The organism is Lentzea terrae (assembly GCF_003265345.1).
GTDB classification, from domain to species: domain Bacteria; phylum Actinomycetota; class Actinomycetes; order Mycobacteriales; family Pseudonocardiaceae; genus Lentzea; species Lentzea terrae.
Window position 1 is genome coordinate 61,394 of sequence record NZ_QFWW01000003.1, and the last position, 23,309, is coordinate 84,702.

At 69.4% G+C, this 23,309-nt stretch carries 25 protein-coding genes; 8 read left to right on the plus strand and 17 right to left on the minus strand.

Annotated features, from left to right (window positions below):
* Nucleotides 1-34 precede the first annotated feature (34 nt).
* Together DI276_RS05955 and DI276_RS05960 are read right to left on the minus strand one after the other, a co-directional pair.
* Nucleotides 35-391 carry a hypothetical protein gene (locus DI276_RS05955; RefSeq protein WP_112262280.1) on the minus strand — a complete coding sequence of 119 codons (357 nt, stop codon included), beginning with the start codon at nucleotides 389-391 and terminating at the stop codon, nucleotides 35-37.
* Complete coding sequence (locus tag DI276_RS05960) at nucleotides 388-882, minus strand: hypothetical protein (RefSeq protein WP_112262281.1); 495 nt, start codon at nucleotides 880-882, stop codon at nucleotides 388-390. Before DI276_RS05960 ends, DI276_RS05955 begins: the two co-directional genes overlap by 4 nt.
* A 127-nt stretch (nucleotides 883-1,009) precedes the next feature.
* On the opposite strand from DI276_RS05960, the gene DI276_RS05965 reads away from it, so the two are divergent.
* Nucleotides 1,010-2,299 (plus strand): serine/threonine-protein kinase, encoded by a 1,290-nt coding sequence (locus DI276_RS05965; RefSeq protein WP_232836484.1) that lies wholly within the window; start codon nucleotides 1,010-1,012, stop codon nucleotides 2,297-2,299.
* On the opposite strand, the gene DI276_RS05970 is transcribed toward DI276_RS05965, so the two are convergent.
* Genes DI276_RS05970 through DI276_RS05980 form a run of 3 tightly spaced genes read right to left on the minus strand, consistent with a single transcriptional unit; the run spans nucleotide 2,280 to nucleotide 4,707 of the window.
* A complete protein-coding gene (locus DI276_RS05970) occupies nucleotides 2,280-2,873 on the minus strand; it encodes a hypothetical protein (RefSeq protein WP_332874615.1) in 594 nt (197 codons plus the stop codon). The genes DI276_RS05965 and DI276_RS05970 overlap by 20 nt on opposite strands.
* 17 nt (nucleotides 2,874-2,890) lie before the next feature.
* Nucleotides 2,891-3,541 carry a response regulator gene (locus DI276_RS05975; protein ID WP_112262282.1) on the minus strand — a complete coding sequence of 217 codons (651 nt, stop codon included), beginning with the start codon at nucleotides 3,539-3,541 and terminating at the stop codon, nucleotides 2,891-2,893.
* Entirely contained in the window at nucleotides 3,538-4,707 is a 1,170-nt protein-coding gene (locus DI276_RS05980) for a PspC domain-containing protein (protein ID WP_408610500.1), read from the minus strand. The genes DI276_RS05975 and DI276_RS05980 overlap by 4 nt, the downstream gene beginning before the upstream one ends.
* 132 nt (nucleotides 4,708-4,839) lie before the next feature.
* Between DI276_RS05980 and DI276_RS05985 the strand changes: the two genes are divergently transcribed.
* Both DI276_RS05985 and DI276_RS05990 read left to right on the plus strand, forming a co-directional pair.
* Entirely contained in the window at nucleotides 4,840-6,012 is a 1,173-nt protein-coding gene (locus DI276_RS05985; RefSeq protein WP_232836485.1) for a PspC domain-containing protein, read from the plus strand.
* Nucleotides 6,005-6,205 carry a hypothetical protein gene (locus DI276_RS05990; RefSeq protein WP_232836486.1) on the plus strand — a complete coding sequence of 67 codons (201 nt, stop codon included), beginning with the start codon at nucleotides 6,005-6,007 and terminating at the stop codon, nucleotides 6,203-6,205. The genes DI276_RS05985 and DI276_RS05990 overlap by 8 nt, the downstream gene beginning before the upstream one ends.
* A 37-nt stretch (nucleotides 6,206-6,242) precedes the next feature.
* Here DI276_RS05990 and guaA read toward each other — a convergent pair whose 3' ends face one another.
* Nucleotides 6,243-7,802, minus strand: coding sequence for a glutamine-hydrolyzing GMP synthase (guaA, locus tag DI276_RS05995; RefSeq protein WP_112262286.1), 1,560 nt, complete (start codon nucleotides 7,800-7,802; stop codon nucleotides 6,243-6,245).
* Between the two features lie 19 nt (nucleotides 7,803-7,821).
* On the opposite strand from guaA, the gene DI276_RS06000 reads away from it, so the two are divergent.
* Nucleotides 7,822-8,490, plus strand: coding sequence for an aminoglycoside phosphotransferase family protein (locus DI276_RS06000; protein WP_157984542.1), 669 nt, complete (start codon nucleotides 7,822-7,824; stop codon nucleotides 8,488-8,490).
* 9 nt (nucleotides 8,491-8,499) lie between these two features.
* Nucleotides 8,500-9,945: an aldehyde dehydrogenase family protein gene (locus tag DI276_RS06005; protein ID WP_112262288.1), complete on the plus strand. Its 1,446-nt coding sequence runs from the start codon at nucleotides 8,500-8,502 to the stop codon at nucleotides 9,943-9,945.
* Between the two features lie 9 nt (nucleotides 9,946-9,954).
* Here DI276_RS06005 and DI276_RS06010 read toward each other — a convergent pair whose 3' ends face one another.
* The 7 genes from DI276_RS06010 to guaB all read right to left on the minus strand — a co-directional run bounded on the left by DI276_RS06010 (nucleotide 9,955) and on the right by guaB (nucleotide 17,330).
* Nucleotides 9,955-11,226 carry an FAD-dependent monooxygenase gene (locus DI276_RS06010; RefSeq protein ID WP_112262289.1) on the minus strand — a complete coding sequence of 424 codons (1,272 nt, stop codon included), beginning with the start codon at nucleotides 11,224-11,226 and terminating at the stop codon, nucleotides 9,955-9,957.
* Nucleotides 11,223-12,182 carry an MBL fold metallo-hydrolase gene (locus DI276_RS06015; RefSeq protein ID WP_112262290.1) on the minus strand — a complete coding sequence of 320 codons (960 nt, stop codon included), beginning with the start codon at nucleotides 12,180-12,182 and terminating at the stop codon, nucleotides 11,223-11,225. The genes DI276_RS06010 and DI276_RS06015 overlap by 4 nt, the downstream gene beginning before the upstream one ends.
* 12 nt (nucleotides 12,183-12,194) lie before the next feature.
* The gene (locus DI276_RS06020) at nucleotides 12,195-13,871 is read right to left on the minus strand and encodes a GMC family oxidoreductase (RefSeq protein ID WP_112262291.1); all 1,677 of its coding nucleotides are present in this window, start codon (nucleotides 13,869-13,871) and stop codon (nucleotides 12,195-12,197) included.
* Nucleotides 13,872-13,937: 66 nt separating this feature from the next.
* On the minus strand, nucleotides 13,938-14,180 hold the full coding sequence (locus DI276_RS06025; protein WP_112262292.1) for a hypothetical protein: 243 nt from the start codon (nucleotides 14,178-14,180) through the stop codon (nucleotides 13,938-13,940).
* A gap of 39 nt (nucleotides 14,181-14,219) precedes the next feature.
* Nucleotides 14,220-14,567, minus strand: coding sequence for a hypothetical protein (locus tag DI276_RS06030; protein ID WP_112262293.1), 348 nt, complete (start codon nucleotides 14,565-14,567; stop codon nucleotides 14,220-14,222).
* A gap of 61 nt (nucleotides 14,568-14,628) precedes the next feature.
* Nucleotides 14,629-15,762, minus strand: coding sequence for a GuaB3 family IMP dehydrogenase-related protein (locus tag DI276_RS06035; RefSeq protein WP_112262294.1), 1,134 nt, complete (start codon nucleotides 15,760-15,762; stop codon nucleotides 14,629-14,631).
* A 56-nt stretch (nucleotides 15,763-15,818) separates the two neighbouring features.
* A complete protein-coding gene (gene guaB, locus DI276_RS06040; RefSeq protein WP_112262295.1) occupies nucleotides 15,819-17,330 on the minus strand; it encodes an IMP dehydrogenase in 1,512 nt (503 codons plus the stop codon).
* 127 nt (nucleotides 17,331-17,457) lie between these two features.
* On the opposite strand from guaB, the gene DI276_RS06045 reads away from it, so the two are divergent.
* Nucleotides 17,458-17,841, plus strand: a complete 384-nt coding sequence (locus tag DI276_RS06045) for a DUF5319 domain-containing protein (RefSeq protein ID WP_232836487.1) — start codon at nucleotides 17,458-17,460, stop codon at nucleotides 17,839-17,841.
* Between the two features lie 169 nt (nucleotides 17,842-18,010).
* Here the strand turns inward: DI276_RS06045 and DI276_RS06050 are convergent, their stop codons facing one another.
* The 3 genes from DI276_RS06050 to DI276_RS06060 form a co-directional block, all read right to left on the minus strand.
* Nucleotides 18,011-18,820 carry an anti-sigma-D factor RsdA gene (locus DI276_RS06050; RefSeq protein WP_232836488.1) on the minus strand — a complete coding sequence of 270 codons (810 nt, stop codon included), beginning with the start codon at nucleotides 18,818-18,820 and terminating at the stop codon, nucleotides 18,011-18,013.
* Nucleotides 18,821-18,910: 90 nt separating this feature from the next.
* Nucleotides 18,911-19,483 carry a sigma-70 family RNA polymerase sigma factor gene (locus DI276_RS06055; RefSeq protein WP_030471987.1) on the minus strand — a complete coding sequence of 191 codons (573 nt, stop codon included), beginning with the start codon at nucleotides 19,481-19,483 and terminating at the stop codon, nucleotides 18,911-18,913.
* A 306-nt stretch (nucleotides 19,484-19,789) separates the two neighbouring features.
* Nucleotides 19,790-20,386 (minus strand): response regulator transcription factor, encoded by a 597-nt coding sequence (locus tag DI276_RS06060; RefSeq protein ID WP_030471988.1) that lies wholly within the window; start codon nucleotides 20,384-20,386, stop codon nucleotides 19,790-19,792.
* Nucleotides 20,387-20,940: 554 nt separating this feature from the next.
* Here DI276_RS06060 and DI276_RS49750 point away from each other — a divergent pair.
* Nucleotides 20,941-21,252, plus strand: coding sequence for a hypothetical protein (locus DI276_RS49750; RefSeq protein WP_157984544.1), 312 nt, complete (start codon nucleotides 20,941-20,943; stop codon nucleotides 21,250-21,252).
* Nucleotides 21,253-21,880: 628 nt separating this feature from the next.
* Here DI276_RS49750 and DI276_RS53355 read toward each other — a convergent pair.
* A complete protein-coding gene (locus DI276_RS53355) occupies nucleotides 21,881-22,822 on the minus strand; it encodes a MerR family transcriptional regulator (RefSeq protein ID WP_198680493.1) in 942 nt (313 codons plus the stop codon).
* Nucleotides 22,823-23,002: 180 nt separating this feature from the next.
* Here DI276_RS53355 and DI276_RS06075 point away from each other — a divergent pair, with 180 nt between their 5' ends.
* Entirely contained in the window at nucleotides 23,003-23,299 is a 297-nt protein-coding gene (locus tag DI276_RS06075; protein WP_112262300.1) for a WhiB family transcriptional regulator, read from the plus strand.
* Nucleotides 23,300-23,309: the final 10 nt, after the last annotated feature.

Below are 23,309 nucleotides of genomic sequence, written 5' to 3' on the forward strand. Positions count from 1 at the left end.
TTCGTCGTTGTGGGCAGCTACGACGAATCGCGGGCTACTCGGTCGCCTTGGGGTGCGCACCGGCGTAGTCAACCCACACTGTGCGCCTTTCGACGTCCAGCAGGTACCAGACGCGGTCCCCACCCGTAACTTCGATCTGCCAGCGTGGCAGAACCCGCCCTCCACGAGCACCTGTCGCCAGCTGACGTCTGAGCGGATGATGGCGGCTGGTCGACTCTTCTGATGCTGTTCCGGGCCTATGGCGCATGGTCTCCCAGGCGCCACGCAGGTTGTTCGCCACCCGGTTTTCCAGCTCATTCCACCCGCCGACGACATCCGTGGTGTTGTAGCGGACGTGCCACTCCTCACCGATCGTCGGGGGCGCGACCGGATCGTTCTTCTTCGGGCTCACGCGGTGGTGTTTCCTGACTCAGATGCCTCGTCCTCGTCGTCATCCTCGCCGTCATCGCGGGTGAAAATCTCAACCAGTCGTGGATCGGCCCACACCTCGGCGGTGTGCTTCCACTCCGTGATCAGCTGGATGACCGGCGCCGGAGTGCCCAGGGAATCCGAGGCTTCGAGGACCTCCACGAGCTCGACGACGAAGCCTTCCCTTTCCTCCGGCGGCAGGAACCGCACCCACGGGAACACCGTCGGCACCAGCTCGGTGATCATGTTTCGCGACTCCTTGCTGTGACGCATGAGCACGACGAAGAGCGAGGTGGTGAACGAGACGACCTCGCGCACCTGCTCAGCCCGGCTGGCCGTGGTCAGCACCAGGTCCTCCTCGTCACCACGACGGTGCACGAGCAAGGTCTGGTTCGGCGCCGCCTGCAGCTTGCGCACCGAATCCGCAGGCTTGTTCGACAGCTCACTGAAGTTGATCTCAGCCGCGATGGACATAGTTGCAAGGTACTTTAAAACTCGGGTTCGCCGCCATCGCGTTCACACCGTCGTGTTTCGGCGATCTGCACCACCCCGGGAGCGCGATCGGCGAATGTCGGTCTCGGTGATTGATTAGTCTCGTGGTGTGACAACCACCATCGGGGGCCGCTACACGCTGCTCGAGCGCGTCGGCAGCGGAGCGATGGGGGTGGTCTGGCGGGCCCGGGACGAGGTGCTGGCGCGCGAGGTCGCGGTCAAGCAGCTCATCACCGGCGACCACCAGCGGGCCATGCGCGAGGCGCGCAACGCCGCCCGGCTGCACCACCCGCACGCGATCGCCGTGTTCGACGTCGTCGGCAATGACGACGAAGAGCCGTGGATCGTCATGGAGTACCTGCCGTCGCACAGCCTGTCGGCACTCCTCGCCGAGAGAGGGCCGCTCAAGCCGGCTCACGCGGCGAGCATCGGCGCCAAGGTCGCCTCGGCGCTGGCCGCGGCGCACGCGGCGGGCATCGTTCACCGCGACATCAAGCCCGGCAACGTCCTGATCGGCCACGACGGCACGGTCAAGATCACCGACTTCGGCATCGCCAAGTCCAGCGGTGACGGCACGATGACCGACACCGGCATGATCTCGGGCACCCCCGCCTACCTCGCACCCGAGGTGGCGCGCGGCGAGCACCCCGACGCGGCGTCCGACGTGTTCTCGCTCGGCGCGACGATCTACACGGCCATCGAGGGCGAGTCGGTCTTCGGGCCCAGTGACAACAGCTTCGGGCTGATCTACCGGGCCGCCAGCGGGCAGTTGCGGGACGCCAAGAACGCGGGCGAGCTCACGCCGCTGCTGAACCGGCTGCTGTCCGTCGACGCGAAGGAGCGGCCGACGGCTCAGGAGGCCGCGGACCTGCTGGCAGCGGAGCCGCAGCCGTCCCAGCCGTTGCCCATTCCCGAACCGGCCAGGCGCAGGCCGCCGAACCGCCGGATCCTGGTGATCCTCTCCGTCATCGCGGTGCTCGCGATCGGTGGTGGCGCTGCGGCCGCGTACTGGAGCGGCACCAAGGACTCGCCGACCAGCCAGAGCAGCTTCCCGGACTCCGGCGGCAAGTACCGCGTCTTCAGCGCTAGCGAGGCGAACGCGTTCGCGAAGAGCCACTACGCACTGCTGCCGGGCAACCCGCAGAAGGCCTGGGAGAACCTGTACGAGCGGGCCACCGAGCCGCGGGAGAAGTACGTGGCCCGCTGGCAGGGCTACCGCTCCGTCGAGTGCACAACGCAGCCGGACAACGTGCGGTCACACGGTCCGAACTGGGTGGTCACCGTCGATCTCGTGCTGACCACCGATGCCGGCGCGCAGAAACGCGGCAGGTGGGACGTCGAGATCAAGGCCGTCGAGGACCAGATGAAGATCGTCTCGATCACGGAGATGGGAAGCTGAGCAGCCAGAAGCTGCCGCCGCCCACGAACACGCCCATCGCGGTCCCCGCCAGCACCTGCGCCGTCGTGTGGTCACCCAGCTCGACGCGCGACCACGCGACCAGAGCGGCAGGCAACGCGACCAGCAGCAGCCACGGGCCGTAGACGATCGCCAGCGTCACGACGGCGGCCCACGCCACCCCGGCGTGCAGCGAGATCTTCCACTTCAGCCCGAACGTGATCGCCATGCTGACGATCAGCGATGCGAACATGCTGCCCGCCAGCGCGAGCATGCTCGACGGTGCAGAGCCCAGCACCATGATCACCGTGCCGGCCGCCAGCGAGGCACCGGCGGTCACCAAAGGCACCAACCGCCCCTCGCGGTTCGTGACGTGGTGGCCGTCCCACTTGCCCTTGCGCGCGCCACGCACGATGACGGCCATCGGGATGACGGACGCCGTCACGGCGACCACGAACCCCCACAGCAGCGTCTTCCAGAGACCTTCGGACGCAGCGGCCACCGCGAACGGCAGCAAAATCACCCAGACCCACGGCGCGAGCACCTCGGTCGCACCGCGAGCGACCTTTTTGATCAAGTCCCCCGAAAGTCCCCTCAGACCAGCCTGCGATCAGTGGCCCAGCGGGAGAGCTCGTACCGGTTGGAGAGCTGGGTCTTCCGCAGGACGCTCGACACGTGCGTCTCCACCGTCTTCACGCTGATGAACAGCTCGGACGCGATCTCCTTGTAAGCGTAGCCACGCGCGAGCAGCCGCAGGACGTCGCGCTCGCGCGGGGTCAGCAGGTCGAGCTCCGGGTCGCTGATCGGCGCGGCACCCGGCCGGTCGGCGAACGCGTCCAGCACGAACCCGGCCAGCCGCGGCGAGAACACCGCGTCGCCCTCCGACACCCGCACGACCGCCTTGACCAGCTCCTGGCTGGAGATCGTCTTGGTGACGTAGCCGCGGGCACCGGCGCGGATGACGTTGATGACGTCCTCCGCCGCGTCGGACACCGACAGCGCGAGGAACGTGACCTCGGGGATCTTGGTCCGGATCTGCCGCAGCACCTCCGCGCCACCGCCGTCGGGCATGTGCACGTCGAGCAGCACCACGTCCGGCTTGTGGTGCGCGATCCCCGCCACCGCCTCGCCGACGCTGCCCGCCTCGCCGACCACCTCCACCTCGTCGGTGATGGTGTCGAGCTCGGCCCGCACCCCCGCGCGGAACAACGCGTGGTCGTCCACCAGGAACACCCGCACGCTCACGTCCTGGCCTCCGTCTTCCTCGGCATCTCAAGCTGTACCTCGGTCCCCTCACCAGGCGCGGTGCGCAACCGCACCTGTCCGCCGTGCCGGTCCATCCTCCCCCGGATGCTGCCCGCAAGGCCATGCCGGTCCTCCGGCACGGTGTCCGGGTCGAAGCCCTTGCCCCGGTCCCGCACGAACACCGTGACCTTGTCCGGCTCGACCTCGGCGTAGACGCTGACCTCGGCCACCCCCGCGTGCTTGGCCGCGTTGACCACCGCCTCCTTCGACGCCTGGACGAGCGCGAACATCCCGTCCTCCAGTTCGCAGTCGCCGACCACGACCTGGGAGACGGCGATGGCGAAGTCGTCCTCGACCTCCGCGCAGACCTGGGCGATGGCGACGCTGATGGAGTGCGGCTGCTCGCCCACCTCGCGGCCGTAGAGCCAGCTGCGCAGCTCGCGTTCCTGGCCGCGGGCCAGTCGCTTCACCTCGCGCGACGACTCGGACTGCTTCTGGATGAGCGCAAGCGTTTGCAGCACGGAGTCGTGCAGGTGGGCGGCGATCTCGGCGCGTTCCTCGGTGCGGATGCGCGCCCGGCGTTCCGCGTCGAGGTCGCGGACCAGGCGCATCCACAACGGCACGGTCAGCACCGCGACACCGGCCAGCGTGGCGACCACGGAGAGCATGACGGTCGAGAGGTTCTGCACGGAGTCGTTCACCACGAGGAACGCGGCGACCCCCGCCACGACCAGCGCGCCTCCCGCCACCGTCCGCACGATCCCCGTCTTCCCCTGCGCGAAGGCCCCGTCCTTCCAGCGCCTGCGCTGTGCTTCGTCCGCCTCGCGCCACACGACCGCGGCGCCCACGAGTGCGATGGCGATCGGCCCGGTGATCCAGCCGCTCCACGCCCCGTTGAGCAGTCCGGTGAACACCGCGACGCCGATACCGAGCGCGGCCAGGCCCACGGCCTGCTGCCACTCCTTGCGGTCCTTGTCGGTCTCCGGCTCCGCCACGGTCGACTGCGGGACGAACATCCAGAGCAGTCCGTAGGCGATGATCCCGATCCCGCTGAACGCGGCGGCCACGGCGAAAACCGCGCGCACCCAGAACACCGGTGCGCCGAGGTGGTCCGCCAGTCCGCTCGCGACGCCCGCGACCACCCGGCCGGTGCGTCGACGGCGCATCGGCTCAATCCGTGCACTCACCATCCGATCGTCACACGTCCCGGGCTGTTGTTCATCAGGGATGACCCCGGTTCCGCGAATCAGGGCTGGTCCCTGATGTGGTTCCAGGCGTGGCAGCGCAACCTTGTCATCGTGAGCGGGACTGAGAAGGCAATGCAGGGCGTGGCGGACACGCTCAGAGAGTTCTGGGCCCACCGGCCGGTGCGGCCCCGCGCTGGGCGCAAAGTCGGTGGTGTCGCCACCGGGATCGCCCTGCGCTTCCAGATCGACCCGGTGATCGTGCGGATCGCGTTCGTCGCGCTCGTGCTGTCGGGCGGCGTCGGCATTCCGCTGTACCTGGCGGGCTGGCTGTTGCTGCCGGAGGAGGGCGACACGGTTTCACCACTGGAGTCGCTGATCAGCAAGGGTCACAGCTCGATGTCCCAGGCGCAGACCGTGCTGCTGGGCTTCCTGATGTTCCCCGCGCTCGCGTTCACCTTGGGGGGCGGCGGGTTCCAGGTCGTGGCGACGCTGGCCGCGGCGGTCGCGTGCATCTACCTGCTGCAGAAGAACCGCGGGCACCTGCAGCCGGCAGCCGCACTCGCTGACCCGCCGCCCGTGACACCGGTGCCGGGGGCGCCGGCCTGGGACCCGCTGGGGGCCGCGCCGTTCGCGTGGGACCTGCCGGAACCGGCCCCCAAGCCGCAGCCGCCCGCACCCCGGCCGCGCGGGCCGCGGATCGGTCTGGCGACGCTGGGCGTGGCGACGCTGGTGATCGCCGGTTCCGCGATCGCCGGGGTCTGGTCGCCGTGGTTCACGATTCCGCACGTCATCGGCCTGGTGATCGCGGTGCTGGCGGCCGGTCTGCTGATCGGCTCGTTCGCCGGCGGTGGTCGTGGCCTGATCTGGCTGCTGGTCCCGCTGTCCGTGGTCGGCTTCGGCATGACGACGATCACGTTCGACGGTCCCAACGACTTCGGTGAGCTCAAGCCGACGCCGCAGACCCTCGCCGAGGTGCAGGACAGGTACCAGATCAGCGTCGGGAGCGTGCGTCTCGACCTGCGCGAGCTGCCGGACTCCGGTTCGGTGAAGACCGCGGTGGAGGCGGACCTCGGCGAGCTCGTCGTGCACGTGCCCGAGAACGCCGACGTGACGTTCAAGTGCGAGGCCTCGGGCATCGGTGAGCTCAACTGCCTCGGCAAGCGGGCGGAGGGCAGCACCGTGCAGGTCAGCGGCACCGACCTCGGTGACGACGGCGAGGGCGGGTTGAAGATCGACCTGGACGTTCTGGCGAACGTCGGAGAGGTGAGGGTGCTCCGTGACTGAGCAGCAGCCCGCAATGCGCAGGCGGATCGACCCGCTGGGTCTGGTCTTCGGGATCGGCGGCGGATTGATGGCGGCCTACGTGCTGAGCAACGGGACGTTCTGGTTCGACTTCCGGTGGGCGCTGGGAGGAACGGCCATCGTGGTCGGAGTGGTCCTGCTGACCAACTCCTTGAGACGGAAGTCCCGGCAATGAGAAACGGCCCCGGTCAGCTGACCGGGGCCGTTTCACATCACTCCCACTCGATGGTGCCCGGCGGCTTCGACGTCACGTCGAGGACCACGCGGTTGACCTCGGCCACCTCGTTGGTGATGCGGGTGGAGATGCGTTCGAGGACCTCGTACGGCAGGCGGGTCCAGTCGGCGGTCATCGCGTCCTCGGACGACACGGGGCGCAACACGATCGGGTGGCCGTAGGTGCGGCCGTCGCCCTGGACGCCGACGCTGCGGACGTCCGCGAGCAGCACGACCGGGCACTGCCAGATCTGCCGGTCGAGCCCGGCCGCCGTCAGCTCCTCGCGAGCGATGGCGTCGGCCTGGCGCAGCGTGTCGAGGCGGTCCTGGGTGACCTCGCCGATGATCCGGATGCCGAGGCCGGGGCCGGGGAACGGCTGGCGCTGCACGATCGTCTCCGGCAGGCCCAGCTCGGTGCCGACGCGGCGCACCTCGTCCTTGAACAGCGCGCGCAACGGCTCGACCAGCTCGAACTGCAGGTCGTCCGGCAGGCCGCCGACGTTGTGGTGCGACTTGATGTTCGCGGTGCCCGCGCCGCCGCCGGACTCGACGACGTCCGGGTAGAGCGTGCCCTGCACCAGGAAGCCGTAGTCGCCCTCGGCCTTGAGGTCGCGCTCGGCCTGCTCGAACACGCGGATGAACTCGCGGCCGATGATCTTGCGCTTCTCCTCCGGGTCCGTGACGCCGGCCAGCGCGTTCAGGAACCGCTCGCGGGCGTCGACCGTGATCAGGTTGACGCCGGTCGCGGCCACGAAGTCGCGCTCGACCTGGGTGCGCTCACCGGCGCGCAACAGGCCGTGGTCGACGAAGACGCAGGTGAGGCGGTCGCCGATGGCCCGCTGCACGAGCGCGGCGGCCACGGCGGAGTCGACACCACCGGACAGCGCGCAGATCGCCTTGCCCTCACCGATCTGCTCGCGGATCCGCGCGACCTGCTCGTCCACGATGGACGACGTGGTCCACTGCGGACGGATGCCCGCGATCTCGTGCAGGAACCGGCGCAGCACCTCCTGGCCGTGCGGCGAGTGGTGCACCTCCGGGTGGTACTGCACACCGGCGAAGCGGCGTTCGGTGTCCTCGAACGCGGCGACCGGCGCGCCCTCGCTGGTCGCGGTGACGGTGAAGCCCTCGGGCGCCTTCGTGACGGCGTCGCCGTGGCTCATCCACACCGGGTGGTTGCCCGGCAGTTCCTCGTGCAGCGAGCCGCCCGCGCCCGTGACGCCGAGCTCGGTGCGGCCGTACTCGCGAGTGCCGGTCTGTTCAACTGCGCCACCGAGTGCGCGCGCCATCGCCTGGAAGCCGTAGCAGATGCCGAAGACCGGGACGCCGGTCTCGAACAGCTTCGGGTCGACCTGCGGCGCGCCCTCCTCGTAGACGCTCGACGGGCCACCGGACAGCACGATGGCCAGCGGGTTCTTGTCGAGGATCTCGCTCACCGACGCGGTGTGCGGGACCACCTCGGAGTAGACCTGGGCCTCACGCACGCGGCGGGCGATCAGCTGCGCGTACTGGGCGCCGAAGTCGACGACGAGAACAGGGCGGTTGCTGGTGTCGGACACGTCGCCAAGGATGTCATGCGTGGACGGGGAGCTGCTGACCGGTGGCGGGCTGAACCAGGTGTTCAGGGTGGGTGACGCGGTGCGCAGGCCGGCCGGGCCGTGGGCACCGCAGGTGCACGAATTGTTGCGGCACTTGGCACCGCTGGGGATCGCGCCGGTTCCACTCGGACTGGACGGGTCGCACGAGCTGCTCAGCTACCTGCCCGGTGACGTTGGCCACGTGTTCCCCTCCGACGACGAGTCGCTGGTCGCGTCGGCCCTGATGCTGCGGCGGCTGCACGACGCGACACTCGATCTGGTGGACCTGCGCGACGGGTGGCAACACCCCGCCAGGGAGCCCGTCGAGGTGGTGCTGCACGGCGACTTCGCGCCGTACAACACGGTCTACCGCGACGGCGTGCCCGTGGGCGTCTTCGACTTCGACTCGGCCCACCCCGGTCCGCGCTGGTGGGACGTCAGCTGGGCGATCATCCAGTTCGTGTTCGGGCTGCCGCACGACCGCAAACGACGTGCTCAGCTGTTCTGCGAGGCCTACGGGTGTGCGTACGACGACGAGCACGTGCTCGTGCGTCTGGACGACGCGATTCGCACCATTCGCGAGCATCCGGCGTTTGTGCAGCAACGGGCGGACCGGCACGATCTTCATTACCTGGGTCTCATCGAGTACGTGCAGGCCAATAGGGCCTAACGTGATCCCATGGACGCGTTCACGCCGCAACCCAGGCCGTGCTGGGTCGCCGGCCGCCCCGAGCAGGGCGAGCAGGCGTTAGAGGTCTTCCACCCGTTCGACGGCACAGAGGTCGCCTCGGTCGCCGTGCCGGGCACAGAGCAGATCGAACGCGCGGTCGCGGCAGCTCACGCCGTCGCGAAGGAGTTCCGCCGAACACCGGCGCACGTGCGGGCCGAGGCGCTGCTGCAGGTGTCGCGGACGCTGGCCGAGCGCGCGGAGGAGATCGCCGAGACGATCACCGCGGAGAACGGCAAGCCGCTCAAGTGGGCCGAGATCGAGGTCTCACGGGCGGTCAACACGTTCCGGTTCGCCGCGGAGGAGGCCCGCCGGTTCACCGGTGGGCTGCAGCGGCTGGACACCGACGCGAACGGCGTGGGCCGGATGGCGATCGTCCGGCACGTGCCGCGCGGACCGGTGCTGGCCGTGGCGCCGTTCAACTTCCCGCTCAACCTGGTGGCGCACAAGGTCGCGCCGGCGCTCGCGGTGGGTGCACCGGTGCTCGTGAAGCCTGCTTCCGCCACACCGTTGAGCGCGTTGCTGCTGGGCGAGATCCTGGCCGAGACCGATCTGCCGGAGGGCGCGTTCTCGATCCTTCCCGTGCGCGGCAAGGACATGGACGTGCTCGTCAAGGACGAGCGGCTGCCGGTCATCTCGTTCACCGGCTCCACGAAGGTCGGCTGGTCGTTGATGGAAGCCGCGCCGCGCAAGCACGTCGTGATGGAGCTCGGGTCCAACGCCGCCGCCATCATCTGTCCTGATTGGACGGACCTGGACCACGCGGCGCAGCGCATCGCGACGTTCGGCAACTACCAGGCCGGGCAGTCGTGCATCGCGGTGCAGCGGGTGATCGTGGACCGCTCGAAGGCCGACGAGTTCGTGCCGAAGCTGGTGGCGGCGGTGGGTGCGCTGAAGACCGGCGACCCGCACGACCCCGAGGTCGAGGTCGGTCCGCTGATCGACGAGGACAACGCCCGGCGCGTCGAGGAGTGGGTCAACATGGCCACCGACGCGGGTGCGCGCGTGCTGCTCGGCGGCAAGCGGACCGGGACGACGGTCGAGCCGACGGTGGTGGCGGACGTGCCGGCCAGCGCCAAGCTGTGGACCGAGGAGATCTTCGGGCCGGTGCTCGTGGTCTCGGTCGCCGACGGCGTCGAGGAGGCGTTCGCGCAGGCCAACGACACCAAGTACGGGTTGCAGGCCGGGGTGTTCACCCGTGACGTGCAGGTGGCGTTCGAGGCCGCGGCCGAGCTCGAGGTCGGTGGCGTGATCATCGGTGACGTGCCGTCCTACCGCGCCGACCAGATGCCGTACGGCGGCGTGAAGGGTTCGGGCACCGGGCGCGAGGGCGTCCGGTCGGCGATGGAGGACTTCACGGAGGAGCGGATCACGGTGCTCACCGGAATTCAGATCTAGGCCGGGCATTCAGCTGTAGCCCAGCGCGCGGCGCCCCACGTCGTCGGAGTCGATCCCGGCGACGTGGCCGTCCGGTCTGATCACGCGCCCGTCCGAGACCGTGAAACCCGGTCCGGCGATGCGCGAGCCGGGGATCAGCTCGCCGCCGTCGGTGGTGAGCGGCGAGTTCGCGTAGGAGAACGGGGTGAAGAGCTTGCCCGAGTCGATGCCTTCGCCGGATTCGAGCGCACGCTCTCGTTTCTCGCGCTCCTCGGGAGTGCCCGGCACGAGGAAACGCATGGTGGCGCCGGTGATGCGGAGGTTCTCGTCGGCCGCGGCGCCGCGTTCGACGCCGTAGGACTCCAGCAGGTTCGGCCCCGCCGCGCCGGTGCGGTCGGCGGCGATCTTCCACGCGGCGTTGTCGGCGTCGCAGATCCCGGAGTTCAGGCCGCGCGCACCGAACGGGCTCATCACGTGCGCGGCGTCGCCGGCGAGCAGGATCCTGCCCTTCCGGAACGTCTGCGCGCGCCGCTGGTGGAAGCGGTAGGTCGACTGCCAGACCACCTCGTACGGCTTCTCGCCGACGATCGCGCGAATGTGGTCGTCGGTGAGCTGGACGTCCTCGGCGACCTGCCAGTCGATCCGCCAGACGCCGTCCGGTTGCGGGTGCAGGAGGACCTGCCTGGGTTTGATTCCCTTTTGGCCGGGGTTCCAGGGCGGGTCGAAGTAGAAGCGGCGTTCGGGTGTCTCGAAGTCCAGGTCGACGCGGACGTCGGCAATGATGAACCGGTCGTCGAACGAGAAGCCCTCGAACGGGATGCCCAGGAGCTGTCGCACCGTCGAGTGCGCACCGTCTGCCGCGACGCAGTGGCTCGCCCGGATTCCGTCCTCTGTGGACACTCCGCTGTCGTCCTGGGTCAGACCAGTCAACGGATGCCCGTAGCGGAGCTCGATCAACGGCTCGGCGCGGACGCGTTCTTCCAGCAGCTGCTCGACGACGGTCTGCGGGGTGTTCACGAACGGCGGGAAACCCTTGGCCTCCGGGAAGGTCAGGGTCAGCACCTCGCGGTCGCGGTGGTAGGTGCGGCCGGTGTACCAGGTGACGCCCGCGTCGGCGACCGCCTGGCCGACGCCGACTCGTTCGAGGATCTCCAGCACGTCGCGCTGGACGCAGATCGAGCGGCTGCCGGCCTGTTGCCGTCCAGGAGCTCTCTCCAGGATCACGCTCGGCACGCCCGCGCGGGCCAGGAAGAGCGCGGCGGTGAGACCGACCGGTCCGGCACCGACGACGAGGACCGTCATTGCAGGGCGTCCCAGACGGCGCGGTCGCGTTCGGCGGTCCAGATCTCCGGCCAGTCCTTGCCGTCGCACTCGTCCCAGTAGCGCTTGACGTCGAACGGCAGGCAGTGCTCGAAGATCGGCCAGCGCCCGTAGCGGGGTTCGAGCGCCTGGTGCGCCAGCTCGAAGGCCTGCTTGAGCGTGCCGCCGTCGGCGTGGACTCCACCGACCGTGCGACGCAGCTCGTTGAGGAAGTGCCTGCTCTGGTTGATGGCCGCCTCGACCTCGATGCGGTCGCGGGCGACCTTGCCGCGTCCGCCGACGAGGACCTCGGCGCCCAGGTCCGCGACCTCGTCCAAAGTGGACGTCGCCCACTCGTCGTGGAACGCGTCACCGGTGTAGAGCGCGGCCTGCGACTCGACCAGGTCGCCCGCGAAGAGGATGCGTTGCTGGGGCAGCCACGCCACGATGTCGCCGGCCGTGTGCCCGCGGCCGAGGTGCTGCAGCACGAGGTCGCCGCGCTCCTCGCCGAGCGGGATCGTCATGCGGTCGGAGAACGTCAGCGTCGGCCAGGTCAGGCCGGGAATCTCCTCCGGCTGTTCGAAGAGCCGCGGCATGCGGCCGTACTCGCTCTCCCAGTCCTGCTGCCCTCGCTCGGCGATCAGGACCCGCGTCATCTCGTGCGCGACGATCTCCTGGGCGTCGAACGCACTGGCGCCGAGCGTGCGGACGGCGTGGTAGTGGCTCAGCACGAGGTAGCGGACGGGCTTCTTCGTGTGCTTGCGCAGCGTCGTGAGCCACCGGCGCGCGGCCGCGGGAGTGGCCCGCGCTTCGAAGCAGATGAGGAAGTCCTCGGCCTCGATCGCCCCGACGTTGGGGTCGCCTTCCGCGGTCAGGGTGTAGACGCCCTCGGCGAGCTCGACGAACACCTCGTCCTTCTTGGCGAGGTCGGCGCTGGAGGCGAAGGGCTTTTTGGCCATGCCTCCACCGTGTCAGGACGCCTTCACGATCGGCAACCGCAATGCGGCTGGAGCTTGATCGGGAACCGCGGGGTTCTTCGGCTTCGCCGGGTTGATCCGCCGGTACGGCTTGCCCTGCTCCGGCCGCTGGTCCTGCTCGCCCTTGTTCGGCCACAGCGAGAACGCCCGCTCGGCCTGCGCGGCGATCGTGAGGCTCGGGTTGACGCCGAGGTTCGCGCTGATCGCCGCACCGTCCACAACAGACAGCCCGGGGTAGTTGAAGACACGGTGGTACGGGTCGATCACGCCGTCGTCCTCGGTGGCCGCGATCGCACAGCCTCCGATGAAGTGCGCGGTCAGCGGGATGTTGAACAGCTCGCCCCAGGTACCGCCGGCCATGCCGTCGATGTGCTTGGCGGCCAACAGGTTCGCCTGGTGCCCCGCCGGGATGAACGCCGGGTTCGGCTCGCCGTGGCCCTGCTTGCTGGTGAGCTTGCCGCGCTTGAGGAACGTGGTGATGGAGTTGTCGAGGCTCTGCATGACCAGCAGGATCACCGTCCGCTCGCTCCACCGGTGCACGCTGAGCAGGCGCAACAGCCTGAGCGGGTGGCGGACCGCCTGCTTGAGGAACTGCAGCCATCGCGGCGTGCTCAGCGCACCGTCCGTGGCGAGCGTCTGCAGCATGCCCATCGCGTTGCTGCCCTTGCCGTACCGGACGGGTTCGATGTGCGTGATCTCGTCGGGGTGGATGGAGCTCGTGATGGCGACGCCCTGGGTGAAGTCGTTGTCCGGGTCGACCGTGTAGCGCGCCGCCCCGATGATCGACTCGGAGTTGGTGCGGGTGAGCTCGCCGAGCTTGGCCGAGATCTTCGGCAGGGTGGTGGCCTTGGCCTTGTGCAGGAGCTGCTGCGTGCCCCAGGTGCCCGCGGCGAGGATCACCTGGTCCGCGGTGAAGCTCCTGGTCGCCCGGCCGCCGGTCATCTTCGCGTCGATGGTCCACCGGCCGTTGCTCTCGTTGAGCTTGGTGACCGTGGTCAGCGGGAAGACCTGCGCGCCGAGCTGCTCCGCGAGGTACAGGTAGTTCTTGACCAGGGTGTTCTTGGCGCCGACCCGGCACCCGGACATGCAGCTGCCGCACTCGGTGCAGCCGGTGCGTTCCGGTCCGGCACCGCCGAAGTAGGGGTCGGGCGCCTTCTTGCCGGGCTCGCCGAAGAACACGCCGACGGGCGTCGCGTGGTAGCTGTCCTCGACGCCCATGTCCTTGGCGACCTTCTGCATGACGACGTCGCTCGGGGTCGTCGTGGGGTTCGTGACGACGCCCAGCATCCGGCTCGCCTGGTCGTAGAACGGCTCCAGCTCGTCCTGCCAGTCGGTGATGTGCGCCCACTGCCGGTCTTCGTAGAACGGCTTGAGCGGCCGGTACAGCGTGTTGGCGTACACGAGGCTGCCACCGCCGACGCCCGCACCGGCCAGCACCATGACGTTGCGCAGGAGGTGGATGCGCTGGATGCCGAAGCACTTGAGCTGCGGTGCCCACAGGTACTTGCGGAGGTTCCAGCTGGTCTTGGCGAACTCGTCGTCGGCGAACCTGCGCCCCGCCTCGAGGACGGCGACGCGGTAGCCCTTCTCGGTCAGGCGGAGCGCGGCCACGCTGCCGCCGAACCCGGAGCCGACGATGACGACGTCGAAGTTACCGGCGAGTTCACTCATGAACCGGAGAGTAGGCGTTACTTCCGGTAACGCCTAGTCCCCGATCGGTTCAGCCGGCGAAACGAGTCAGAGGACCAGGCCCTCGATGACCCACACCATGAACGCCACGACGAGCCCCGTCACGACCAGGCCGCCGCAGATGAACAGGGCCAGCGCCTTCCAGCCGATGCCGTTCTCGTCCTCGTCCGGTGCTTCCTCGACCTCGTCGGCCTCGGTTTCTTCGACGTCTTGGACCTCGGCGTCCGTGTCAAACAAGTCCAGATCCGTGCCTTTTTCGGTGCTGCCGCCGAACAGGGAGTCCAAGTCCATGCCTTTCAGGACGCGTGAGTGGTCAGGCCGGTTGCAAGATCAACTTTGAGCCCAGGCCGCGATCGGGAGACTGAGGTAGACGCCGACCTGAGCCAGCCCGGTCACGTCCTCGATGGCCGCGCACAGGTCGTCGGCCCGGTCCTGCTGGTTCTCGGCACGGCTCGCGAACCACCTGGACCGCACCTCGACCACCACGTCCATCTCGCTGACGTCGAACTCTTCGCGAGACCGGAAGTACAGCTCGACGTCACCGGGCTGCAGGTCGCCGTCGTAGGGCTCCTCCGGGCACTCCACCGCCACGGAAACGGCGTGCGGAAGCATCTCGGCGAGTTTCCTCAGCACTTTGCGGGGCATGTCGGGCGCATATGTGATCTCAACGAGCGGCACGGTGCTTAGCAAAGCAGAAAGGCGCGCCCCGGTCTGAGCGCGCCCTTCTGGGTCAGTCGGGTCAGCCCCGGATGGTCAGACCGACCTTCTGGAACTCCTTGAGGTCGGAGTAACCGGTCTTGGCCATGGCCCGCTTGAGCGCGCCGAACAGGTTCGTCACGCCGCGCGGGTCCGACGACGGGCCGAACAGCAGCTTGCGCAGGTCGAGCTCCTGGTCCACCGCCTCGGCGACCAGGCTGCGCGGCACCGACGGGTGCGCGGACGAGGCCGTCCAGTACAGGCCCTGGCCCGGCGCCTCGGTGGCGGCGGCGAGGGGCTCGCCCAGCATCACGGCGTCGGCACCGCAGGCGATGGACTTCGCCACGTCGCCGCTCGTCATGACACCGCCGTCGGCGATGACGTGCACGTAGCGGCCGCCGGTCTCGTCGAGGTAGTCGCGGCGGGCGGCCGCGGCGTCGGCGATCGCGGTGGCCATCGGCACGCCGATGCCCAGCACGGAGTCGGTGGTGGTCACGCCGGGCGTGTAGCCGTAGCCGACGATCACACCCGCCGCGCCGGTGCGCATCAGGTGCATTGCGGTGCGGTAGTCGCCGACACCGCCGGCGATCACCGGGATGTCGAGGTCCGCGATGAACGACTTCAGGTTCAGCGGCTCGCCGTCGCGTGAGACGTGCTCGGCCGAGATGATCGTGCCCTGCACGACCAGGATCTCCACGCCGGCGGCCAGCAGGTCCGGGGTGAGCTCCGCGGCGCGCTGGGGGCTGACGCGGACCGCCACGGTGACGCCCGACTCGCGGACCTGCTTGATCGCCTCGGCGACCAGGTCCATCCGCAGCGGGGCGGCGTGCAGCTCCTGCAGCACCTTGACGGCCGCGGCCGGGTCGTCGCTGTCCTCCGTGGCCTGGACCAGGCGGAACAGCGCCTCGTCCACGTCACCGTGCCGCGCCCAGAGGCCCTCGGCGTTGAGCACGCCGAGGCCGCCCAGCTCGCCGACCGCGACCGCGACGCCCGGCGACACGATCGCGTCGGTCGGGTGGGTGATCAGCGGGATGTCGAAGCGGTAGGCATCGATCTGCCACGTCGTGGAGACGTCCTTCGACGACCTCGTGCGACGGGACGGGATGATCTCGATGTCGTCCAGCTCGTAGGCCCGCCTCGCGGTCCGGCCCATGCCGATCTCGACCAGATCGCGCACCTGTGGTTCCTCTCCAAGCGATAGAACGATCGAGCCGCTCGACGGCCCGCAGAACCCTAACGGGTGGTGTAGTTGGGGGCTTCGACGGTCATCGTGATGTCGTGCGGGTGGCTTTCCTTCAGGCCCGCCGCCGTGATCCGCACCAGCTGCTGGTTCTGCAGCTCCGCGATCGTGCGGGAACCCGTGTAGCCCATCGCCGCGCGCAGGCCGCCGTTGAGCTGGTGCACGACCTGCGACAACGGGCCGCGGAACGGCGTGCGGCCCTCGATGCCCTCGGGGACGAGCTTGTCCTCGTTGAGCACGTCGTCCTGGAAGTAGCGGTCCTTCGAGAACGACTTGTTCTCGCCACGCGACTGCATGGCGGCCAGCGAGCCCATGCCGCGGTAGGTCTTGAACTGCTTGCCGTTGACCAGGATCAGGTCGCCGGGCGCCTCGGTGGTGCCCGCGAGCAGCGAGCCGAGCATCACGGCGGACGCGCCGGCCGCGATGGCCTTGGCGATGTCGCCGGAGTACTGGATGCCGCCGTCACCGATCACCGGCACACCGGCGGGACGGCAGGCGAGCGACGCCTCGTAGATCGCGGAGATCTGCGGCACGCCGACACCCGCGACGACGCGCGTGGTGCAGATCGAGCCGGGGCCGACGCCGACCTTCACGCCGTCCGCGCCCGCGTCCACCAGCGCCTGCGCACCGGCCCGCGTGGCGATGTTGCCGCCGACGACGTCGACCGAGTCGCCGAGCTCCTTCTTGATGCGCGCGACCATCTCCAGCACGCCGCGCGAGTGGCCGTGCGCCGTGTCGACCATCAGCACGTCCACACCGGCGTCGGCGAGCGTCATGGCGCGCAGGAACGAGTCCTCGCCCACACCCACGGCGGCGGCGCAGAGCAGGCGGCCGTCCGGGTCCTTGGTGGCGTTCGGGTACTGCTCGGTCTTGACGAAGTCCTTGACCGTGATGAGGCCCTGCAGCTTGCCGTCACCGTCGACGATCGGCAGCTTCTCGACCTTGTGCCGGCGCAGCAGCCCCAGCGCGGCGTCGGCGGACACACCGACCTGCGCGGTGATCAGCGGGCCCTTGGTCATGACCTCGCTGACGCGCTTGCTGTGGTCGAGCTCGAACCGCATGTCGCGGTTCGTGATGATGCCCACGAGCCGGTTGTCGCCGTCGGTCACCGGCACACCGGAGATGCGGTACCGGGCGCACAGCGAGTCGACCTCGGCCAGCGTGTCGTCCGGCGAGCACGTGACCGGGTCGGTCACCATGCCGGCCTCCGAGCGCTTGACCGTCTCGGCCTGCCGCGCCTGGTCCTCGACGCTCAGGTTGCGGTGCAGCACGCCGATGCCGCCCTGACGCGCCATCGAGATCGCCATCCGGCCCTCGGTGACCGTGTCCATGGCGGCGCTGGCCAGCGGAATCTTGAGGGTGATGTTGCGCGAGATCCTGGTGCTCGTGTCGACGCCACTGGGGACGACGTCGGACTCGGCCGGCAGCAGGAGCACGTCGTCGAAGGTCAGTCCCAGCATGGCGAACTTGCTCGGGACTCCGTCAGCGTTGAGCTCGCTGGTCATAGCGGGTGACATGCCTTCCGTCGTGCGGTGTGCCACTCTGCCGGCGGGTCAGGTTTCCGCAGGCGGAGGCGGTGCTGCCCATGGTATCTGGACGGCTGTGGGGGTACGGCGGGTACCGTGCGGGGTCGTGCCGCACGACGCGTTGCCACCAGACCCCTTCGAGGGCGACCCCGAGGACCCCGCGCTCACCCTCGGCGAGCCGGACCACGACCATCCCCCGATGGACGACGACGAACGAGCCGAGCTGGTCAGCGACCTGAGCGACCTCGCCGTCTACCAGGCGCTGCTCGAACACCGCGGGGTGCGCGGCATCGTCGTGGACTGCGGCGAGTGCCAGGAACCCCACTACCACGACTGGGCGCTGTTGCGAGCCTCACTCGAACAGCTGCTGGCCGACGGGCGGATGCGCCCGCACGAGCCCGCCTTCGACCCGGACCCCGGCGCGTACGTGAGCTGGGAGTACTGCCGGGGATATGCGGACGGCGTGACAGCCACGGAGTCCGCGCGCTGACGTGCCGACCTCGACGTGATTCGGCGCACCCGTGGTGCGCCGGGCGCGGTCGGCGTGCGTTCCGGCGCAGCCCATTCCACCTGACGTGTGACCACCCCAGACATGTGAACGGCCCCTGACCTCGAAGGATCAGGGGCCGTTCACACTGCGTCTCAATTGGGGACGAGGGTCAGTTGCCCCCGGTCTTGCCCTGCGACTCACCCTGGGTCGCACCGCTGGAACCAGGCGTCTCGCCGGTGCCGGGCTCGGCAGGCGGAGGCGGCGGCGGCGGGTTCTCGCCGGCGCCGGCCGATGTCGGTGGCGGAGGGGTCTCCGACGTGCTCGACGTGGGCGGCGTCGTGGTGGTGGTCGGCACGCTCGACGGCGTCGAGGAGGCCGTCGTGGGCTTGGTGGGCTCGGTCGGCTTCGTCACCGGCGGGGTGGTCGCGGGCGGCGAGGCGGTCGAGGTGTTGGTGTTGAGCTCGTTCTCGAGCTCCTTGTGCTTCTCCTCGAGCTGGGCCTTGCCGTCGGCGGTCGAGACCGACCCCAGGCTGGCCTCCACCTTGTCCAGCTTCTCGCGGGCCTCGCTGACCTTGCCCTCGCGCAGAGCCAGGCGGGCCGAGTCGAGGTCGCTGCGCACGATGGCCGCGGCTTCGATCGACTTCGCGTGCTCCGAGTAGAGAACTCGGGTGAGCCCCCAGAGCGCGTCACCCGGCTGGGCGTCGCGGGCGACCAGGCTCACGCCGGTGAAGGCGATGGCCAGCACTGCCGCCGCGCTTGCCAGCGGGATCAGGAAGCGATGCCTGCTCACCGGCTGCGGGCGGGCAGCCTGGATGGTGGCGACGGCGGTTTCGGTGTCGACCAGCTCGCCGAAGGGCGCGGTCTCCACCTCGTTGCGCCATGCGAGGAGCAACGCGTTCAGCTCGTCGTCGACCAGAGAGCCGGCCGCACCTGGTGTCGCGGACCCCAGTGCGTCCAGCAGCCTGTCATCGGCCTGCACAGCCGAAAGATCGTCTGCGACGGGTTCGTGCGGGGTTCTATCGTCCTGTCCGCGCACTTGCTCGTCGTCCTTTCCGTGCTCGTCGGCCACTCAGACCACCTCCTCCGCTGCCAGCGACTTGCGGAGCCGAGCCAGCGCACGGTGTTGCGCCACCCGGACCGCACCCGGCGTCGAACCGACCGCCTCGGCAGTTTCCTCGGCGGAAAGCCCGACCACCACCCTCAACAGCAGGATCTCCCGCTGCTTCTCCGGCAGGACGCGCAGTAGTACAGCCATCCGATCGGAGAGTTCGCCCTGCATCGCCCGCTGCTCCGGACCAGCTTCGGTCTCCGGCGCGTCGGGAACTTCTGGAACGGGCTCGGAGCGGTTCCTGGCGGCAGACCGATGTGCATCGGCAACCTTGTGCGCCGCGATCCCGTATACGAACGCGAGGAAGGGCCGACCCTGATCGCGGTAGCTGGGCAATGCCGTGAGCACCGCGAGACACACCTCCTGGGCCACATCGTCCGCCGAAGCGAAGCTTCGCTCCTGCCTGCCAACTCTGGCGCGGCAGTACCGCACCACAAGAGGACGAATGGAGGCCAGCAGGCGTTCGATCGCCTGGCGGTCGCCGTCGACGGCCGCGCCCACTTCGGCGTCCAGTCCGTCCCCCAAGTTGGTCATCGCAGACAACAGCCCTGGTGTTACTTGTTGGCGTACCGACATGAACCAGCACGAGTCACTCACGGCGACTCGTCGCAACAGATCTCACCGTACCGGTCTCGGCGCCTTTTGTTCATCAGAGGGGTATGGACACCCCGCGTGACCAGCAGACACGCCGAATGACTCCAGCCCGGCGACATTGTCACCGGGCTGGGCTAACCGCGCGACCCGAAGACCCACCGGGTGCAGCGGGTGAGGCGTCTCACGCCACCGGCCCCGCTTCCCCACATGCGGCATATGAGGACGCGGGGCCGGTGCGGCGACGAGCTACTGGACGAGACCGCGCCGGAAGCCGTGCGCGACCGCCTGAGCGCGGTCACGAACACCGAGCTTGCGGAAGAGACGACGGGCGTGCGTCTTCACCGTGTCCTCCGACAGGTAGAGCTCGCGGCCGATCTGGCCGTTGCTCTTGCCCTGGCTCATGCCGCGCAGCACCTGGAGCTCGCGCTCCGTGAGCTGCACGCCGGGGTCGGAGGGCTGACGCGGCGCGGGCACCGAGGTGCTGGCGAGCGTGTGCGCGAGGGCTGCCACAAGCTCGGGACGCGACGCGTCCCACCTCAGGTAGCCGCGGGCGCCACCGGCGATCGCGGCGGCAATGCTGCCCGCGTCGTCGGGTGCTCCGAATACGATGACGTTTGCCTGCGGATTCGCGGAGACGAGTCGCCGAGTTGCTTCCACCCCGGTCGGGACGGCGCGCTGGGTTCCCACCAGAACGACGTCAACCGGCTGCCTGGAAAAGCGAGCCAACAACTCGTCACCGTGCGCTACGCAGTCGATGCGGCTAACCCCGGGGACAGCCGACATCACGCGGGTGAGACCCTCCCGCACACTGCGCCGGTCGTCGCAAATAAGGACCGTGGTCACGGGGACTCCTTCCTGCAGCCGAGTGACGTTCCATCTCCCCTATCGGACGCTCGCGGCCCAACCTTGACACGATCCGGTGCTTAATCCGTCAAGAAGTTCATCTGAGGGTCTGCGTTCGGGGGTTCCCCGGAACGGAGCAGCCCACTCGGCACCCACGGGGAATCAAGGGCGACCCGACGGCTGACGGGATCAGCTCTGCGTAACACGCAGCTCAGAGCCTCCGTCGCCCGGTCGATGGCGACTGCGCCCACCGTGGGGGCATGGCCCACCAGGACAAGAGCGCTCGGCCAGATCAACGGATGAAGCCCCTTCGTGACACTGTGATTTAGCTCACACTCGACCAGTTCAACCCCTCTTGTCGACCCGTCGGGTGTCCCCCACACGACCAACGCGGTGCCCAGAACGAGCGCCGACTTGAGCTCGTGCCGCAGAGCCTTTCTGCTCGTCGCTACGCCGTACGCCCGCTCGGCGGGAGCCACCGCGGCGTGCGCCTGACCGGAGGCGAGCTCAACCTCTGCGGTTACCCACCCTTTGCGGACCTCACTCCTCCAGCCGTGCGTCTCAATTCGCGCGAGCAGCCGACGAGCCTCGTGCAGGCGTCCGGCGCCCAGGGAATCGGCGGCGAGCCCGAGCAGTGCGTCCGTCCGCGCACTGTCCGCGTCGATCCCGTCCGGATCGCCACCACCGGTGGTCTGCAGGCGGGCAAGCGCGGCGCCGTCGAGGGCACGGGCGAGGTGATGGGCGCCGAGCTGACGGTGGTGCGACGCGCGGGTGGACAGCGAGAGGGACGCGATCACCGGGTCGGGGTCGTGACGGAGCGCATCCAAGACGGTCGCCGCCGCCGCGTAGTGGCCTTGGCCGCCTAGGACGACGGCGGCTAGCCACCTCGCGCGGGAGTTGGAGGAGGCGAGCGCGGACCAGACGTCGAGATCGGGTGAGTCACCGAAGGCGGCTCGGCGCAGCTCCTCTTCCACACGGAGAGTGTGCCGTCAGGTCGCGAGCGGCTCGGCGGCGGGCGGCGAGGGCGGTGAGGTTGAGGGCACGGGCCGAGATGCGGGGGGCGCGAGCCCGAGGCGAGGGAGCCGGCGCGAGGCGAGGGAGCGAGGGCACGGGGCGCATGCGGAGGGCACGGGGCGAGCGCACGGGGCGAGGGCACGAGCCGAGGACACAGGCGGTCAGGTCGAGGGCACGGCCGCGAGGCGAGGGGCGCGAGCACGGGCCGACAGGCGGGCGCGGCCCGAGGTGTAGGGAGCAGGCGCGAGGGGCGCGCGGGTCGAGGGCACGGGGTGAGGGCGCGAACCGGAGGGGCGAGGGCGCGAACCGGAGGAACGGGCCGAGGGCGGCCAGGTCGAGGACACGGGCCGAGCGTCGGGGGCGCAAGCGCGAGGCGCGGGGAGCCGGCGCGAGTCGAGGGAATGGGCCGAAAGGCGGGGCACGAGCCCAGAGGCGGGGGCACGAGAGGCGCGGGGTCGAGAAGGCGCGGGCGCGAGGGCGTCAGGTCACTGCTGCCTCAACCGCGTCGACGGCGGCAGCGAGGTCCTCCACCCGCTCGGCCGGCGCCGTGACCACCCCGCGTCGCCATCCCGGCCCGCCCACGAACAACCGCACCTGCTGCCGGGTGCGCGGCAGAGCGGTCAGCACGCCGGGATCCGCGTACCGGGGCAGCTGCGCCCACAACACCACGGCCGAGGGCGCGGTCCGGCGCACCGCGGCTGCCAAGGCGTCCACCGGCAACGCTGCCCCGAGCTGCCGCACGACGACACCGCGCTGCGCCAGCTCAGCGGCCAGCGGGTAGAGCGGAAGGTTGTGCCTCTCCTCCGGCATGCACGCCAGCAGCACGGGCCGATGGTTGCGCCCGAGAGTGACGAGCGGTGTCGCGCGCACGAACGAAGCGAGCACGCACTCGTTCAACAGGTGCTCGACCTCAACGCCGGCACCGGACAGCTGCCACCGCGCGGCGACGGCGGTCAGCACCGGACGCACGACCTCGTTCCAGGTCGCGATCACCCCGTCGGACGCGAGCGCGTCGGCGAGCATGCCCTGCACTGCGATGGAGTCCATCGCGAGCGCCGCTCGGCCGAGGCCGCGCGCCAATCGAGACGCTCCGGCCAATTTCAGCCCGCGACCGCCACCCGTTGGTGCGACGGGAACCTCGCCGTGCGTCATCGAGGATTTTGAGTCCAAAGCGAAACGGGCCGCCTCGGCCGATGACGCGCCACGAAGAAGAGCGCGCTGCATCAATTCCAGGCGAGCCACGTCGCGTGGGCCGTATTTGCGGTGCCGCCCGACCGTGTGGCCGCTCGGGCCGAGCCCGTAGCGGCGGTCCCACGTGCGAAGGGTGGCGGGAGCCACGCCGAGTCGCCTGGCCACCGCGGCCACTGAGAGAAGGGGCTCACTCGTGTGACTACCGGCAGATCTGTGCTCCGGCTGGGTCATCACGAGAGCCATGTTCCGTTCACCTCATCCGGGCGGCAACTCCGGGCGGTGAGTGATCGAACACGCGTGTCGTCACCCATCAGTTGATTTGGGTCTTCAGCCTCTTGAACAAGTTTTGACGCGGTTCTACGGTGGATCATCGTTAAGCCGAATGGAGCAGTCGTCACGGAGGCGGTCTCGATGGCGGACACCCGAAGGCTCCCCGGTCCCAACGCAGATCTGTGGGACTGGCAGATGCGCGGTTCGTGCCGGGGCATGGACAGCGCGTTCTTCTTCCACCCGGACGGCGAACGGGGCCCCGCGAGATCCCGCCGGGAAGCTCGAGCCAAGGCGGTCTGCCTCGCCTGCCCGGTGCTGGAGATGTGCCGCAAACACGCGCTCGCCGTGCAGGAACCATATGGAATTTGGGGCGGGCTCTCGGAATCGGAGCGTGACCACATCATCAAGGCGCGCAAGCGCCAGTTGGCAATCGTTTAAAAAGAAACGG